The organism is Pseudalgibacter alginicilyticus (genome assembly GCF_001310225.1).
GTDB lineage: Bacteria > Bacteroidota > Bacteroidia > Flavobacteriales > Flavobacteriaceae > Pseudalgibacter > Pseudalgibacter alginicilyticus.
Map to the genome: position 1 here is coordinate 448,142 of NZ_CP012898.1, position 16,011 is coordinate 464,152.

At 32.0% G+C, this 16,011-nt stretch carries 15 protein-coding genes and 1 other RNA gene; 10 read left to right on the forward strand and 6 right to left on the reverse strand.

Annotated elements, in window-relative coordinates; all coding sequences use genetic code 11:
• Nucleotides 1-61: 61 nt before the first annotated feature.
• On the forward strand, nucleotides 62-589 hold the full coding sequence (locus tag APS56_RS01755; protein WP_054724194.1) for a porin family protein: 528 nt from the start codon (nucleotides 62-64) through the stop codon (nucleotides 587-589).
• Here the strand turns inward: APS56_RS01755 and APS56_RS01760 are convergent.
• On the reverse strand, nucleotides 586-1,167 hold the full coding sequence (locus APS56_RS01760; protein WP_054724196.1) for a MiaE family protein: 582 nt from the start codon (nucleotides 1,165-1,167) through the stop codon (nucleotides 586-588). The genes APS56_RS01755 and APS56_RS01760 overlap by 4 nt on opposite strands.
• Nucleotides 1,168-1,178: 11 nt before the next feature.
• Nucleotides 1,179-2,900, reverse strand: a complete 1,722-nt coding sequence (gene dnaX, locus APS56_RS01765; RefSeq protein ID WP_054724198.1) for a DNA polymerase III subunit gamma/tau — start codon at nucleotides 2,898-2,900, stop codon at nucleotides 1,179-1,181.
• Between the two features lie 243 nt (nucleotides 2,901-3,143).
• On the opposite strand from dnaX, the gene APS56_RS01770 reads away from it, so the two are divergent.
• Nucleotides 3,144-4,157, forward strand: coding sequence for a cytochrome-c peroxidase (locus APS56_RS01770; RefSeq protein ID WP_054724200.1), 1,014 nt, complete (start codon nucleotides 3,144-3,146; stop codon nucleotides 4,155-4,157).
• A gap of 69 nt (nucleotides 4,158-4,226) precedes the next feature.
• An RNA gene (gene rnpB, locus APS56_RS16670) (RNase P RNA component class A) lies at nucleotides 4,227-4,535 on the forward strand.
• Between the two features lie 34 nt (nucleotides 4,536-4,569).
• On the opposite strand, the gene rsmD is transcribed toward rnpB, so the two are convergent.
• From rsmD to APS56_RS01785, 3 genes are read right to left on the reverse strand one after another with little or no spacing between them, the layout of a single operon-like run.
• Nucleotides 4,570-5,118 (reverse strand): 16S rRNA (guanine(966)-N(2))-methyltransferase RsmD, encoded by a 549-nt coding sequence (gene rsmD / locus APS56_RS01775; protein ID WP_054724202.1) that lies wholly within the window; start codon nucleotides 5,116-5,118, stop codon nucleotides 4,570-4,572.
• A complete protein-coding gene (locus APS56_RS01780; protein ID WP_054724205.1) occupies nucleotides 5,118-5,942 on the reverse strand; it encodes a DUF3822 family protein in 825 nt (274 codons plus the stop codon). Before APS56_RS01780 ends, rsmD begins: the two co-directional genes overlap by 1 nt.
• Nucleotides 5,926-6,672 (reverse strand): hypothetical protein, encoded by a 747-nt coding sequence (locus tag APS56_RS01785; RefSeq protein ID WP_054724207.1) that lies wholly within the window; start codon nucleotides 6,670-6,672, stop codon nucleotides 5,926-5,928. Before APS56_RS01785 ends, APS56_RS01780 begins: the two co-directional genes overlap by 17 nt.
• Nucleotides 6,673-6,801: 129 nt before the next feature.
• Between APS56_RS01785 and APS56_RS01790 the strand changes: the two genes are divergently transcribed.
• The 6 genes from APS56_RS01790 to APS56_RS01815 all read left to right on the forward strand — a co-directional run bounded on the left by APS56_RS01790 (nucleotide 6,802) and on the right by APS56_RS01815 (nucleotide 12,203).
• The gene (locus tag APS56_RS01790; protein ID WP_054724209.1) at nucleotides 6,802-8,229 is read left to right on the forward strand and encodes an ATP-dependent DNA helicase; all 1,428 of its coding nucleotides are present in this window, start codon (nucleotides 6,802-6,804) and stop codon (nucleotides 8,227-8,229) included.
• Nucleotides 8,230-8,356: 127 nt separating this feature from the next.
• Nucleotides 8,357-8,932, forward strand: a complete 576-nt coding sequence (locus APS56_RS01795) for a DUF4126 domain-containing protein (protein WP_054724211.1) — start codon at nucleotides 8,357-8,359, stop codon at nucleotides 8,930-8,932.
• A 79-nt stretch (nucleotides 8,933-9,011) separates the two neighbouring features.
• Nucleotides 9,012-9,740 carry a 3-deoxy-manno-octulosonate cytidylyltransferase gene (kdsB, locus tag APS56_RS01800; RefSeq protein WP_054724213.1) on the forward strand — a complete coding sequence of 243 codons (729 nt, stop codon included), beginning with the start codon at nucleotides 9,012-9,014 and terminating at the stop codon, nucleotides 9,738-9,740.
• A gap of 56 nt (nucleotides 9,741-9,796) precedes the next feature.
• A complete protein-coding gene (locus APS56_RS01805) occupies nucleotides 9,797-10,498 on the forward strand; it encodes an HAD family hydrolase (protein WP_054724215.1) in 702 nt (233 codons plus the stop codon).
• Between the two features lie 72 nt (nucleotides 10,499-10,570).
• Nucleotides 10,571-11,653, forward strand: a complete 1,083-nt coding sequence (locus tag APS56_RS01810) for an iron-containing alcohol dehydrogenase family protein (protein ID WP_054724217.1) — start codon at nucleotides 10,571-10,573, stop codon at nucleotides 11,651-11,653.
• A 1-nt stretch (nucleotide 11,654) separates the two neighbouring features.
• A complete protein-coding gene (locus tag APS56_RS01815) occupies nucleotides 11,655-12,203 on the forward strand; it encodes a 1-acyl-sn-glycerol-3-phosphate acyltransferase (RefSeq protein WP_054724219.1) in 549 nt (182 codons plus the stop codon).
• A 175-nt stretch (nucleotides 12,204-12,378) separates the two neighbouring features.
• On the opposite strand, the gene APS56_RS01820 is transcribed toward APS56_RS01815, so the two are convergent.
• Nucleotides 12,379-14,985 carry a zinc-dependent metalloprotease gene (locus tag APS56_RS01820; protein WP_054731070.1) on the reverse strand — a complete coding sequence of 869 codons (2,607 nt, stop codon included), beginning with the start codon at nucleotides 14,983-14,985 and terminating at the stop codon, nucleotides 12,379-12,381.
• Nucleotides 14,986-15,131: 146 nt separating this feature from the next.
• Between APS56_RS01820 and APS56_RS01825 the strand changes: the two genes are divergently transcribed.
• The gene (locus APS56_RS01825; RefSeq protein ID WP_054724221.1) at nucleotides 15,132-15,860 is read left to right on the forward strand and encodes an NYN domain-containing protein; all 729 of its coding nucleotides are present in this window, start codon (nucleotides 15,132-15,134) and stop codon (nucleotides 15,858-15,860) included.
• Nucleotides 15,861-16,011 lie beyond the last annotated feature (151 nt).

Genomic DNA, 16,011 nt, shown 5'->3' on the forward strand with positions numbered 1-16,011 from the left:
TTGTTTATTAAGATTTTCAACTGATTATCTGAAAAGCAAAGACTTATTTAAAACAAAACTTATGAAAAACACGTTACTTTTAGTTGGGCTTCTATTGCTATCTATTCAAGTATTTTCACAAGGCGCAAAATATGGAGTACGAGGTGGTTATAATATTTCTAACCTTGATTATGATGGTGTGCCTGTGGCTAATAATAAACACAGAAATAGTGTGTATGTTGGCTTTTTAGCAGATTTCAGTTTCTCAAAAAGTGTTTCGATACAACCTGAAATTCAATTTTCTGCAGAAGGAGCAAAAGACGAACCTGTACAATTAGATTATTTACAAGCCCCCATTTTATTAAAATTTAAACTGAGTGAAAAAATATATTTTGGAGCAGGGCCACAAGTTGGTTTAAAAGTTCATAAAACAGATGATGGCATAAAAAATATGGCATATTCTGGAGTTGGTTCTATTGAATACAAACTTAATTATGCCTTGTTTGTAGATGCGAGATACACCTATGGTTTCTCTAATGTTTTTGATGACTACTTGGGGCTATCTGCTAAAAACACAAATATTCAAATAGGAATTGGTTATAAGTTTTAACCATGTATAGCCTCTGAAGTCCCTAACTTACTTATAATTTCAGCTTCATAATCAAGAAGTTGCTGCCATTTGGTATCTACTTCTTTTTTATTACCATATTGTCTGGCAAACTTTAAAAACATGGTGTAATGATTGGCTTCACTCACCATTAAGTTTTTATAAAAAACAGCTAATTCTTGATCTTCTAATTCTTCAGAGAGTAATCTAAAACGCTCGCAACTCCTAGCTTCAATTAAAGCAGCATAAAGCAAACGATGTACTAATTGAGTGGTTCTACTTCCGCCTTTTGGGAAAAACTTAACGAGTTGTAGTACATAATCATCACGTCTATCTCTGCCTAAAGTCCAGCCTCGTTCAATAATTTTGTCATGAACCATTTTAAAATGGCTAATTTCTTCTTTTACCAAAGCTACCATTTCCTGTACCAAATCAGTATATTCAGGAAAACTTACGATTAAAGAAATAGCAGTACTAGTTGCTTTTTGTTCACAAAAAGCATGATCAGTTAAAATTTCTTCAATGTTTTTTTCTACTATGTTTACCCAGCGTGGATCGGTGGGAAGTTTGAGTCCTAACATAATTTTAATTTTTAAATATCCAAATCAAAGGTTTTTCTGAGGATATCAATATTTGGGTTTTTTTCTTTTAATTTCTGAAATTTTTCAATCGGTGAATACGCATATTTTTTTTCCATGACTTCATTAACTGTAATGGATAAACTAATGTCATAGTTATTTAGCGATTTCCGTAAATACAGCATTAAATCGTATTGTTGGCGTTCTAACTCTATCTTATTCGTTTCGTTGGGATACTCCAAATATAGAGTAGTTCCTTTTACTTTAGGGACATCCATGGAAAGGATTGAAGCCAAATTATGTTTGCCTTGTTCTACCAAAATATCAGTAAATTTGTGCCAATGAGCTACAAGCTCATCTTCAGTAAAAGCTTCTGTTGGTAAATTTTCTTCATCAACCACCACATCCATTTGTTTAATAAGATGTTCTTTTTTTGCCTTAATACTGCTTAAAGATAATCCTGATGCACGTTTAGTTTCCTGCTTTAAAATGATTTTTGGCGGTTTGTTTACTGCAAAATCAGGTGCCTTTGGTTGAGCTGGTTTAGATGTTTCTTCTTTTTTTATTTCAGAAGAATTACTAACTTCTTTCTTAGGTATCTGAACAGCAATAGGAGTAATGCCCTTCTTTTTAAAGTAGGAAGGTGGAATTATGTAACGTTTGCTATTTTTTTTTTCTCCATCAAAAGTGATAGAGGCTAATTGCATTAAACATAACTCGATGAGGAGTCGTTGATTTTTACTTGATTTGTATTTGAGGTCGGATTCGTTAGCAAGATGAATGCCTTGTAAAAGAAATTCTTGCGATGCTTTTTGAGATTGTTCAAGGTATTTCTTTTTAGTATCTTCTCCAACTTCTAATAATTCAATGGTTTGAGGTGTTTTACTAACCAATAAATCTCTAAAATGAGCTGCTAAACCTGCAATAAAATGATGTCCATCAAAACCTTTTGATAGGGTTTTATTAAACAATATTAAAAGCTCTGGAATTTTGTTTTCTAAAATCAGATCTGTACTTGTAAAATATGTGTCGTAATCTAAAACATTTAAGTTTTCTGTTACAGCTTGTCTAGTTAAATCTTTACCAGAAAAACTCACTACACGGTCAAAAATAGAAAGCGCATCACGCATGGCACCATCTGCTTTTTGGGCAATGATGTGTAAGGCATCATCATCAGCTTGGACACCTTGTTCTTCTGCTATATATTTTAAGTAAGCTTTTGCGTCTTTTACTGTTATACGTTTAAAATCAAATATCTGGCATCGCGATAAAATAGTTGGTATGATTTTATGCTTTTCGGTAGTTGCTAATATAAAAATGCAATGCTTTGGAGGTTCTTCTAAAGTTTTTAAAAAGGCATTAAAAGCAGCTGGTGAGAGCATGTGCACCTCATCAATAATATACACTTTGTATTTACCAATTTGAGGAGGAATACGCACTTGATCGGTAAGATTTCTAATATCATCTACCGAGTTGTTTGAGGCTGCATCTAATTCAAAAATATTGAAGGCAAAATCTTCATCTTCTTTTTCAGAGCCATCACTATTAATCATTTTAGCCAAAATACGGGCGCAAGTAGTTTTGCCAACACCACGAGGTCCTGTAAACAACAAGGCTTGTGCTAAGTGATTGTTTTCAATAGCATTTAATAGAGTATTTGTAATAGCCTGTTGCCCTACTACGTCTTTAAACGTTTGCGGTCTATACTTCCTGGCTGATACTACAAAGTGTTCCAAATGTATTAATGCTTTTTTTGAATGGTAACAAAGTTAAAAAATCAAATTAGAATTCAGAATTTAGAATTCAGAATTTAATAGTACTTATTAACAAATCTATATCTGACGTATTGCAAGGGGTTTCAATTTGAAATTTTATTCTAAAAATTTCTCTTTTTAATATAAAACTTTTTGAAAAGTGATAAAAGTCACTATTTCAAAAAAATACAAATCATAACTTTGGTTTTATTAAAATGAATAGTTATGAAAAAATATGTTTACCTGATTTTTTTGCTAATTACTTTTGTGAGTTGTAATCAATCAAACAAGAAAACAGAATATGTTGCTTTACAAAAAAAAGCATCAATGCTATTTGGTACGCTTCCAATACAAGCTGATAATCCTGAAAATGAGATTACGGAAGAAAAAGTGGCGTTGGGTCAAAAATTGTATTTTGACAATCGGTTATCTAAGGATAATACACAGAGTTGTAATACATGTCATAATTTAAAAACTTTTGGTGTTGATAATTTAAGTACCTCACCCGGAAATAATGGCGGTTTAGGAACTAGAAATTCCCCTACTGTTTTAAATGCTGCATTGCACACAGATCAGTTTTGGGATGGTAGAGAACCTGATGTTGAAGCACAAGCTGGTGGGCCCATTCTAAATCCAGTTGAAATGGCTATGCCAAGTGAAGAAATTGTTGTGGAACGACTTCTGGAAGATGCTGATTATTTAGAAATGTTTGGTTTGGCATTTCCAGCAGACCAAGAGCCTATTTCTTATAAAAACATTCAAAAAGCAATTGGTGCTTTTGAACGGAAACTAATTACACCTTCAAGATTTGATGATTTTTTGGCAGGTGATTTAGAGAGTTTAAATGAAAAGGAATTATATGGCTTACAAATTTTTATGGATAATGGCTGTACTGCTTGCCATTCAGGAAATGCTTTAGGAGGAAATGTACATCAAAAGTTTGGTTTGTTTGATGATTATTGGCACCATACTAAAAGTGAAAACATAGATAAGGGAAAATTTGAAGTAACCAATAATGAAGGTGACAAATACATATTTAAATCGCCATCATTAAGAAATATTGCTAAAACCTACCCTTATTTTCATGATGGAAGTGTTCATGATTTAGAAGATGCAGTCGCTATTATGGGAAAAATTCAATTAAATAAAGATTTTACAGCCGAGGAATTAGAAGCTATGGTTGCATTCTTAAATTCCTTAACCGGAGAATTGCCCGAGGAAATAAAAAATGCATTATAAGAATGGTGGTAATCTTCAATTGATTAAATATGTTTAGATTATAGTGTTTGTTTGTTGTAATTTTGCAGGCAAGTAAAACGCCTTATCGCTGTTCATACAAATGAATGGAGGAAAGTCCGAACACCAAAGTGCAACATAGTGGTTAATGGCCACCAACCGTGAGGTTAGGAAAAGTGCAACAGAAAGTATGTACAGGTAATGCTGTAGTGAAACCCGGTAAACTCTATGTGGTGCAATGTCATGTATACCAACGTTTGAGGGCTGCACGCTCGATTGTTGGAGGGTAGGCAGCTAAAGTGTATGGGCAACCATGCATTCAGATAAATGATAAGGGCTCTTTTAAGAGTACAGAATTCGGCTTATAGATTTACTTAATCAAACAGGCTCTTTGATAACTCAGAGAGCTTTGTTTTTATACGCGTGTGGTGTTTTCAAAAAAACTGAACATATTACCTCCATAACTTTTGGAGTAACTATAGTTGTGTAGATTAGATAAATCAGTATGTTTAGAGTGTTCAACAATAAGTAGTCCCGCTTCTAATAACAAATTGTTTTTAAATACTAATTCGGGAATCTTAGCAAATTCCTCAATAGAAAAATTATAAGGTGGATCAGCAAAAATAATATTGGCTGGTTGATTTGTTTTTTCTAAATATTTAAAAACATTGCTTTTAACGGTTTGTATAGGCATTTTAAAAGCCTCTGCTGTTTGATTAATAAACTTGACACACCCAAAGTCTTGGTCTATCGAAGTAATCTGTTCAGTGCCTCTAGATGCAAATTCATAACTTATATTTCCAGTGCCAGCAAACAGGTCTAGCACAGAAATCTCATCAAAATAAAATTGGTTATTTAAAATATTGAAAAGCGATTCCTTTGCCATATCTGTGGTTGGACGCACTGGTAAATTTTTTGGAGCTACTATTTTTCTACTTTTATAAATTCCGGATATAATACGCATTAAAAACTTTTTATAAGTGTGAAATCTGAATAATTTGTTTTAGGAGCTGTCAGGTATTTGTAATTGTCAAATCTATTACCAAAACTTACATGACGAATATATTTGTAAGCAATTGTATAAATAGCATCATCTTTTACTATGTCACCCAAGAAAACTAATTCACAAACCTCGGGATTGAGTCCTAATTGCTCTGCTGCAAACAATAGATAATATATAAAATCTTCACTTGTACTATATTCAAAAGTGTTGTATAATAACAGGCTTCCCTTATTTACAATCACTATTTCAAAATGATTGGATGCCATATGTGCATATACTTTTTGAGTTTCAGAATTTTTCTCAATTAATAATATTTGCTCTACCAAAACCGTAGAAAAATGCTTGAACGTAAAAGTGCCAAACTTATCATAAATATAATTGTTAATGTTTACATAAGGGACATATACATTTACACTATCATTGCATGGAATATTATCGTAGGTAATAAAATCAGACTTTAAAATTTTAGTATTAAACTTTAAATAATCAGCTAAAGCAGCTTCACTAAATAAAGGTTTAGGCACTAAAACGGATAGTTCATTTACATGAATAACACAAATAGAAGTAAAGTTATCGTTTAGTTGGTCTTCTGTCTCAAATATGGATTTTAACTGATTTAAAGTTTCAAAAGGACTCTGTTTTTTGTCAAAAGAAAAGTTCTTTAAAAAAGAAATAGTATTGGTTTCAGACTGTAGTATACAAAAAGAAAGTCCATTCAAACTTATTTGAATGGACAGCTCTTTATTATTAGGTGTATGTTCTGAATTATTATTCGTTACTACCATAGGTTTTAGGCCAGTTTCCAGAAGTATTTACCTCTTCCATAGATCCTACTTTTAATGCATCACCTTTAACCCCTACAACAGTAGAAATAACTTGATTTTCTTGATTTACAAGATTTTTGTCTTGGTCATACAAAATAACTTCTTTTTTTACAGAAGCTTCAAATACTGGGATTTTTACATCATTTTGCTCTTTAAAGCCTGCTTTTAACTCAAATTTAGCATCGTCTTTACCAGGAATAGGCACATTCATCATAGTTTTGTAACGTGTTGAATTTTTAAATAAAGAATCTTTCACTGAAACAAACCCTAATGTATCAACAACTACAATGTCTTTAAAAGTTTCAACACCACCAAAACGTCTAGTCATTTCAACATCTAAAATACTAGAGTCTTTACGTTGTGTAATTGTAAATTCAGCTGTGTCAATAAATTTAATTAAATTATCAAAATTACCAGCAAATTGTCCAGTGACTTCTTTATGAGCTAATTGAGCAATCCTAATATCTTTTAAACTCTCAATAATGGTTACGTAACGTTTGTTTTTTATTTTATTAAATTGAATAGGCTCATAGATAGACATAAAAGTCTGGTAGCCTAAAAAGGCAATTAGTATCCAAAGTAGAATATTTAAAACAGGTTTAAATTTGTTTGGGATAAATTTGTCTATCAATTTAACTAGACCGAATGTACCTAAAATTACAGCAACTGCAACGAGAATTATTGTCAACATAATGTGTTAATTTATTAAAAGATTTGTTAATGCTCTTTCGCAAATCTACAATTTTTTTTCAATCGTTAAAACGTATGAGGATAAAAATCATTCTTATATTTGAATAATTTATAATTTGCAACAAAATAAATGACTTCATCCGAATTTTATTCACTTATAAAACAGCAATTTCCGTTTCAACCCACCTTAAAACAAAATATTGTTTTACAACAAATTTCTGAATTTATTTTTAGCAAAACGCCAAATAGCCTCTATGTACTTAAAGGGTATGCCGGAACAGGGAAAACCACCATTGTTGGTACAATTGTTACTAATTTATGGAAAGCTAAAAAAAGTGCCGTGCTTATGGCACCAACGGGCAGAGCTGCTAAAGTGATTTCCAATTATTCAAAAAAAGAAGCTTTTACAATTCATAAAAAAATATATTTCCCCAAAAAGGATAAAGGTGGAGGTGTTAGTTTTGTGTTACAACCCAATAAGCATAAAAACACCATTTTTATTGTAGATGAAGCATCTATGATTCCTGATACACCTGCTGACTCTAAATTATTTGAAAATGGTTCATTATTGGATGATTTAATGCAATATGTATATTCAGGTCACCAGTGCAAGTTACTTTTAATTGGGGATACAGCTCAATTACCTCCTGTAAAATTGGATTTAAGCCCCGCTTTGGATGAAAATTTATTAGCTCTTAATTTTAATAAAGAAGTAACTAAAATGGAATTAGACGAGGTGATGCGTCAAGATCAAAACTCTGGAATTTTAGCAAACGCAACAGTTTTACGAGAAGTGCTGTCTGGAGGTATTTACGATGGCTTTAAGTTCGATTTAAGTAACTTTAAAGATATTGTAAGGCTGATAGATGGTTATGAAATTATGGACGCTATTAACGATGCTTATAGCAATTTAGGTAATGAGGAAACAGCCATAATTGTGCGTAGTAATAAGCGTGCTAATTTGTATAATCAGCAAATACGTAGCCGGATATTATTTAATGAAAACGAATTAACCGCAGGCGATTATTTAATGGTAGTTAAAAATAATTACTTTTGGATAAAACCAACTAGCGAAGCCAGTTTTATAGCCAATGGCGATATTATTGAAGTGCTTGAAATTTTTAGTATAAAAGAGCTTTATGGATTTCGATTTGCAGAAGTTAAAGTGCGTATGGTAGATTATCCAAGAATGCAAGCCTTTGAAACGGTTCTGCTATTAGATACAATAGATGCCGAAACCCCCTCATTGCCATATGAAGATTCCAACAGATTATATCAGGAAGTTTTGAAAGATTATGAATCTGAAAGTAGTAAGTATAAAAAGTTTTTAAAAGTAAAAAAGAACCCATATTTTAATGCTTTACAAGTTAAATTTTCGTACGCTATTACTTGTCATAAGTCACAAGGAGGACAGTGGAATACTGTTTTTGTTGAACAACCTTATTTACCAAACGGTATTGATAAGGATTATTTACGTTGGTTATATACTGCAGTAACTCGGGCTAAAGAAACCTTATATTTAATAGGCTTTAAAGATGATTTTTTTGAAGAAGCATAAAAAGTACATTGTCATTTAATTTGAAATTAAATTTGAAACTTTAGAGTTTCAAAATTCTATATAAAAAACGTTTAATTTTGAATGATATGTGAGTTGGAGTTAATAATCGCTTTTAAAGGTTTGAGCTATGGAAATAGAAACTATTATAAGTATTTGTTTAGGAATTGGATTATCAGCATCTGTAGGGTTTAGAGTGTTTTTGCCTTTATTTGTATTAAGCTTAGCGTCTTATTTTAATATGTGGTCGCTTAATGAATCTTGGGAGTGGATAGGTAGCATTACTGCTCTTATCACATTGGGAGTTGCAACTTTAGTTGAGATTTTTGCTTATTTTATTCCGTATGTAGATAATCTATTAGACAGTATTTCCGTGCCATTAGCAGCTTTTGCAGGCACCATAGTGATGATGTCTACGGTTGTAGATTTAAGCCCACTCATTACTTGGGCACTAGCTATTATTGCTGGTGGTGGTACGGCAGCAGCTATATCCAGTTCATCAAGTGTTACTAGATTAGCATCTACTGTAAGTACTGCTGGTGTTGCAAATCCTATAGTTTCTACTATTGAAACATTTACGGCAACAGCCATGTCCATTATTTCTATATTCATTCCTGTTTTGGCAATTATACTAGTAGTTGTTATATTGCTAATTGTTTTTAGAATGTATAAAAAGTTTAAAACAGTAAAACGCAAAACTAACTAATAAATAGTCTATTTTTGACTTAGATATTTACAATACTTAATACCTTTTTTATTTCACAATAAATAATTTAATATCATCTATGAAAATAATTTCAATGATTCCAGCGCGCTATGCCGCTTCTCGTTTTCCAGGTAAATTAATGCAAGATCTTGGAGGAAAAACGGTTATACGACGCACCTATGAAGCTACTGTTGCAACTAAGTTGTTTGACGATGTTTTTGTGGTAACAGATAGTGCTATTATTTATGACGAAATTGTTAATAATGGTGGAAAAGCTATTATGAGTAAAAAGGAGCACGAATGTGGAAGCGATAGGATAGCTGAAGCTGTGGAAAATTTGGATATTGACGTGGTTATAAATGTTCAAGGTGATGAACCTTTTACAGACGAAGTTTCCTTAAGAAAACTGATTGAAGTTTTTAAAAATGATTCAGAAAAGCAAGTAGATTTGGCTTCCTTGATGGTACATATTCAAGAGGAAGAAGAAATAAATAATCCAAATACCGTTAAAGTAGTGATAGATCAGTCAGACTTTGCATTGTATTTTTCACGTAGTCCAATACCATATCTTAGAGATAAGAATGTTAACGTTAAATACTACAAACACAAAGGGGTTTATGCTTTTAGAAAACAAGCCATTTTAGATTTTTACAAACTACCTATGAAGGCATTAGAAGCTTCAGAAAAATTAGAGCAACTAAGATATTTGGAATATGGTAAACGTATTAAAATGGTAGAAACATCGGTACAAGGTATAGAAATTGATACGCCAGAAGATTTAGAACGTGCAAAAAAGATATGGAAATAATAAGTTACTTTTCCTAAACAAATACTTTTTTTTAATTAAAATACACACATAATCATTTGAAAGAAGATTATAAAAATATAAAAGTTATAGGTTTTGATGCCGATGATACGCTTTGGATAAATGAAACGTATTTTAGGGAGGCTGAAATAGAATTTGGAAAACTACTTTCAGGTTATGAAACCTTAAATAAGTTGGATCAAGAATTATATAAAAAAGAAATTGATAACTTATCTTTATACGGCTATGGGGTTAAAGCATTTACACTTTCAATGGTGGAAAGTGCTTTAGAACAATCAAATTATGATGTATCTCAAAAAACTATTGAAGCTATTTTAAATATAGGTAAAACGATGTTAAATAAACCCGTTGAATTATTAGATGGTGTAGAGGAAGTACTCAAAACCCTATCTAAGAAATACCGATTGATTTTAGCCACCAAAGGTGATTTGTTAGATCAAGAACGCAAATTGGAACGATCAGGATTAACTGATTATTTTCATCATATAGAAGTATTAAGTGATAAAAAAGAAACAAACTATTCTAAATTATTAAATCATTTAGATATTAAACCTTCTGAGTTTTTAATGATTGGGAATTCTTTAAAATCTGATGTCTTGCCGTTAGTAAATATAAAAGCGCACGCTATCCATGTGCCTTTTCATACAACATGGGTACATGAACAAGTCAGTAAAAAAGAAACAAATGGTAAGCATTATAAAACAATAAGTAGCTTAAAAGATGTTTTAAAGTTGTTGTAATGATTTTTGAATAAAGACTAAGTAATTTTTAAATAAGTAGTATTTTTACTGCTTGAAAAAGAATACATATAAATGAACTATAAAAACTTTCCAATGGTGCCAAGAGTTATTTTTGGCAGAGGTAGTTTCAATCAGTTAAGTGAAATTTTAGCCCCAAAACGACTTAACAGCCATTCACCATTTATTTATTTGATAGATGATGTATTTAAAAATAATGCATGGTTGACCTCAAGAATATATTTAGCTTATGATGATAGAATTATTTTTATTTCAGCAAAAGAAGAACCCAAAACATCTCAGGTAGACGAATTGGTAGAGGATATTATCTTAAGTTCTAAAGAGCGTCCTTCTGGAATTATAGGTATTGGAGGCGGTACGCTTTTAGACTTAGCCAAAGCTGTTTCAATCATGATTACCAATGAAGGCGAAGCTAAAGATTATCAAGGTTGGGATTTAGTAAAAAATCCTGCTATCTATCACGTTGGAATACCCACCATTTCAGGTACAGGGGCAGAAGTTTCACGAACAACCGTACTTACAGGACCCACCAGAAAATTGGGCATTAATTCAGATTACACTCCTTTTGATCAAGTTTTTTTAGATCCAGAATTGACTAAAGGTGTACCAAATAACCAATGGTTTTATACGGGAATGGATTGTTTTATTCATTGTGTAGAATCGCTAAATGGCACCTATTTAAATGCTTTTAGTCAAAGTTATGGCAACATGGCTTATGAGCTATGTAAAGATATTTTTTTAGACAATAATTTAACTGAAGAGGACACACAAGATAAACTTATGATGGCTTCCTGGCACGGTGGTATGAGTATTGCGTATTCTCAGGTGGGGGTAGCACACGCAATGAGTTATGGTTTGGCTTATGTTTTAGGCGTAAAACACGGAATAGGAAACTGTATTGTATTTGATCATTTAGAAGAGTTTTACCCAGAAGGTGTAAAGCTTTTCAAAATCATGAAAACAACACATAACATTACTTTACCTCAAGGGCTTTGTGCAGGTTTAAGTGATAAAGAGTTGGACCTGATGGTAAACATAGCTTTAGGCTTAGAACCTCTATGGGAAAATGCTATTGGGAAACACTGGAAAAAAACCATTACAAAGGAAAAACTGAAAGCGCTTTATAAAAAAATGTAATATGCGCTGGGTAGCCACATTTATTTATTTTAAACTTTTAAGATGGCGCATTGTAGGCAATACCAATTTTTCAAAAGACACTGTTAAAAAAGCAGTAATTATAGCGGTACCCCATACAAGCTGGCATGATTTTTATATAGGCGTTTTATTAAGAGCCATTGTACAGGTTAAAACTAATTTTATAGGCAAAAAGGAATTATTTGTTTTTCCTATTGGTTGGTTTTTTCGCTGGTTAGGTGGTGCTCCCGTTGATAGGTTTAATAATGAAAATAAAGTTCAAGCTATTGCAAAATTGTTTGATAATGAGGAAGAATTTAGGTTGACACTGGCTCCAGAAGGGACTCGAAGAAAAGTAGAAAAGTGGCGCACAGGCTTTTATTATATAGCAAAAGAAGCTAAAGTTCCTATCATTATGTTTACATTGGATTTTAAAAACAGACAAAATAAAATTTCAGAACCATTTTATCCAACAGACAATGTAGAGGCAGATTTCAAATATTTGTATAAGTTTTTTGAAGGGGTGAAAGGAAAAATTGAAAAATATTCTTGATTATCTCTAAAATGGCGCTAAATTTGCAAACTTTTAAGTGTATTGGCGAGTGAAACATAAAGTAAACAAATAGTTTGTCACTAAAAAGAAACATTCGACTAAACATAAAAACAAAAGCTACCTCTTAATTGAAGTAGCTTTTTTTTTGTTTTGAACCATTGGTATTTATTAATTATTACTTAATCTCATCAATGGCATTATCAATAAGTATTCTTAAATGTTGTTTATGTGCTCTAGAAATGGTATTTCCTGTAGCAGCGGCCATCGTTCTTATAGATTTTAAATTATATAATGCTAAAGATTTTGCCGTGTGTTGAAATTTATCTTTTTGTTTTCCTATTAATAAATCTATGAGCATGGTAGTATATTCTAATTGAAGGTTTTGCCTAAAAGTATTTACATTGCCATAAATATCAGATTTAAAAATAGCTTGGTTTAAATCCGTCATAAAGGTTGATAACGAATATTCATTACCATATAACTCAGAATCAGAAATACGCTGGAGTGTATTATAATGCAGTAAATGATTTAGTACATTTTTTTGAGCAGCTAATACTTGACTATGTATTTTAGGGTCTTCAGGCGATGATCTAAAGTCAAAGCCTCTTCTTTGTTGAGCTAAATAATTGTATAAATCATTAGGAACATCAAAGGCGTTTGGAGCAAAAACATATGAATTAAGGGCGGCCATAGCTCTTTTCTGGTCTTCTAAGCTTACAGGAGTGTAAGGTTTGGTAGCTCCTTCTTGACCAGCCATAGCTCTATCTACATAAACCCCTCCTATATATCTAGAAATAATTCCGGCTGCTGTAGCTTTTTGAGCGCTTAATAAGTTGTAAACATTACGCAATTCTTGGTAGGACTGTCCGCTTTTCGTGAATTTTTCTTTCGCATTTTTCATTAAATCAGTTGACAATAAAATACGATCTATAGAATAAGCAATCGGGTTGTTTGATTGGTCACTAATCATAACACGAGGATCAATGGCTTTTCCTGGAGATCGCATATCATCAGCATCATTACCAAATATCAATTCGGGATTGGTTGACAGGTTTAATAAGGCCTCACGGTCAGTTTCTAAATCAAAAGGCGTGTATCCAAATTGGATGGCCCAGATATCATAAGGCCCTACAGCTACATCATCATACTGTCCTTGTTTGCTTCTATCTCTCGTTATATTTAAAGCAGCATAATCCATTACAGAAGCCGTTAAACATTTACCTTTTATAAAATCAGCATCTGCCAATTGCTCAGGTGAAAATAAATGACTGGCTTTCATATTATGGTTTAATCCTAAAGTGTGTCCAACTTCATGCATGATTAAAGCGGTCATAGATTCTTTTTTAATACGCTCCATTTCAAAATCTGAAGATTCAGATACCATGGCTGCGGTTTTAGCAAACATAACATCTTGTTGTATTTGATGCCCTAAGGTACAATAGCTGGTTGCGGAATCATGAAATTCAGATGCCGTATGATGATAGGGTTCTAAATGAGGAGTAGATTCATACACTCTATCATAAAACACTCTATTGGTAAAATGAGCAAATTCAAGCATAATATCAGCCCCTAAAATCTGCCCCGTTTTAGGATTTACAAAACTCGGTCCATAACCACCAAAAGGAGGTTTAGGAGATGAAGTCCAACGCAATACATTATATCGAATGTCACCAGCATCCCAATCAGCATCATCGGGCTGAATTTTCACAACTATGGCATTTTTAAATCCTGCTTTTTCAAAAGCAACATTCCATTGTAAAACAGCATCTTTTATTGTTTGGCGCCATTCTAAGGGGGTTGAGTTTTCTATCCACCAAGTAATAGGGGTTACAGGTTCAGAAAGTGTGGCACTGGAGTCTTTCTTTTTTAAATGCCATCTGTGTACTAAATCACGATGTGGAGTGGCACTGGTAGAGGTTTTATCATCTACTTTAGTTATAAAATATCCAACTCTGGGGTCATCTAACCTAATTTCATAGTCATTATCGGGCATGGCTATAAAACTATGATGTATTTTAATACTCACGTTTCTAGGATCTGCCAGAGCATTGGAACCACTATTTGATACAGAAGGTGAGGTGTAAACATACTCCACATTAACATCGGTATTTTCAGGGTAGTTTTTAATAGCTATAATTTTAGATTTATCCTTATTTAAAGACCCTAATTTGAATGAAGAAGACGGCTGACCAGAGCTACTAGCTGGTTTAATTTGTGATAGTGTTTCACTTAAAAATAAATCATCTACTTTAATTAAATATGCCTTTGTTTTTTTATCATAAGCCTCAATTTTAATACTAGCCATGTTGCCTTCACTGGTATTAGCATCTTTAGATTTTGACAAAGTACTATTGGGGTCAAAATAAAATGATGTATTTTGAGTTATAAATTCAATTTTATTGAAATATTTTTTAATCTTAAAAATTTTGGATCCCCTATAAGAGCCTCTAACTAACCTGCCAGCATCCATGGGGCCATCGGTGATTTGACTGAAATAAATATAGTCATTATTTATACTTTCTTCAGGTATAATCATTTGTAATGTTCCCGTTATAGTATCTTGATAGATGCTAAACAATCCTTCAAATTTTTTACTAGCTTTTACAAGCTCTTTTATACTTTTTGTTTTTTTAGTGTCTGATGCTTTATCAGCAGCAACTTCAACGTTGCTTTTATTCTTTTTATTCTTTTTTTGAGCTTCTAAATGTTTTGGTGTTACAAAGCATGTAAAAATTAGTAAGAAATAAATAATTTTAATGCGATAAGATTTGTTTGTTTTCATAGAGAAAGAATGCAGATTATTATTATTTTGAATTAGTCGATTTAAATTTAACATAAAAGAAATCGTTAATTGATTTTTTTTATGTTAAAAATTAAGTTTTTAGTAATAAACTTAAAGTTTAACATATTTCAGTATCTTTATAAAATATGATAAAAGACCTAAAAATAGCTGTTTTAATTGATGGCGATAATATTCCTTCTAAGTATGTAACTGAAATGATGGAAGAGATTACAAAATATGGTTCGCCAACCATAAAACGTATATATGGAGATTGGACAAAACCCCATTTATCTAAATGGAAAAATATTTTGCTTGAAAATGCCATCACACCCATACAGCAATATGGATATACCACTGGAAAAAATGCTACAGATTCAGCAATGATTATTGACGCTATGGATATTTTATATTCTAATAAGGTAGATGCGTTTTGCTTAGCATCATCTGATAGTGATTTTACAAAGTTAGCAACACGCCTAAGAGAAGCAGGTTTAAAAGTATATGGTATTGGAGAAAAGAAAACCCCTGATCCGTTTATTGTTGCTTGTGATAAATTTATCTATTTAGAAATTTTAAAATCCAATACAGACGAAACTCAAATTGGAGGAAAATCAACTAAATCTAATTTAGATAATTTAACCCCTAAAGTGATAAGAATGCTTAAAAATTCAGTGTCTGATGCTGCTGATGAAGATGGATGGGCATTTTTAGGAGATGTAGGATCGCTAATACTTAAAAAACAACCCAATTTTGACTCTCGTAATTTTGGGTTTGAAAAATTAACGCCATTATTTAAATCTTTAAACCAATTTGAAACAGAACAACGAGACCAAAGTAATGGTCGATTTAAACTGATTTATGTTCGCAATAAATAATTTATTTTTTTATTATATTCAAAAAAAGTTCATCTATTTTGCCATGAACTTGCATTGTACTGAGCGGAATTGAAGTAGGATGAGGAGTGCTTATTTGCAGCCCTTTTTTATTTAAATATTTTGCGTCTTTTTTAATTCTTTTCGTCTATAA

Coding starts and splice junctions, on each gene's coding strand:
- APS56_RS01755 (WP_054724194.1), top strand. CDS start 62: ATGAAAAACACGTTACTTTTAGTTGGGCTTCTATTGCTATCTATTCAA.
- APS56_RS01760 (WP_054724196.1), bottom strand. CDS start 1,167: ATGTTAGGACTCAAACTTCCCACCGATCCACGCTGGGTAAACATAGTA.
- APS56_RS01770 (WP_054724200.1), top strand. CDS start 3,144: ATGAAAAAATATGTTTACCTGATTTTTTTGCTAATTACTTTTGTGAGT.
- rsmD (WP_054724202.1), bottom strand. CDS start 5,118: ATGCGTATTATATCCGGAATTTATAAAAGTAGAAAAATAGTAGCTCCA.
- APS56_RS01780 (WP_054724205.1), bottom strand. CDS start 5,942: ATGGTAGTAACGAATAATAATTCAGAACATACACCTAATAATAAAGAG.
- APS56_RS01785 (WP_054724207.1), bottom strand. CDS start 6,672: ATGTTGACAATAATTCTCGTTGCAGTTGCTGTAATTTTAGGTACATTC.
- APS56_RS01790 (WP_054724209.1), top strand. CDS start 6,802: ATGACTTCATCCGAATTTTATTCACTTATAAAACAGCAATTTCCGTTT.
- APS56_RS01795 (WP_054724211.1), top strand. CDS start 8,357: ATGGAAATAGAAACTATTATAAGTATTTGTTTAGGAATTGGATTATCA.
- kdsB (WP_054724213.1), top strand. CDS start 9,012: ATGAAAATAATTTCAATGATTCCAGCGCGCTATGCCGCTTCTCGTTTT.
- APS56_RS01810 (WP_054724217.1), top strand. CDS start 10,571: ATGAACTATAAAAACTTTCCAATGGTGCCAAGAGTTATTTTTGGCAGA.
- APS56_RS01815 (WP_054724219.1), top strand. CDS start 11,655: ATGCGCTGGGTAGCCACATTTATTTATTTTAAACTTTTAAGATGGCGC.
- APS56_RS01820 (WP_054731070.1), bottom strand. CDS start 14,985: ATGAAAACAAACAAATCTTATCGCATTAAAATTATTTATTTCTTACTA.
- APS56_RS01825 (WP_054724221.1), top strand. CDS start 15,132: ATGATAAAAGACCTAAAAATAGCTGTTTTAATTGATGGCGATAATATT.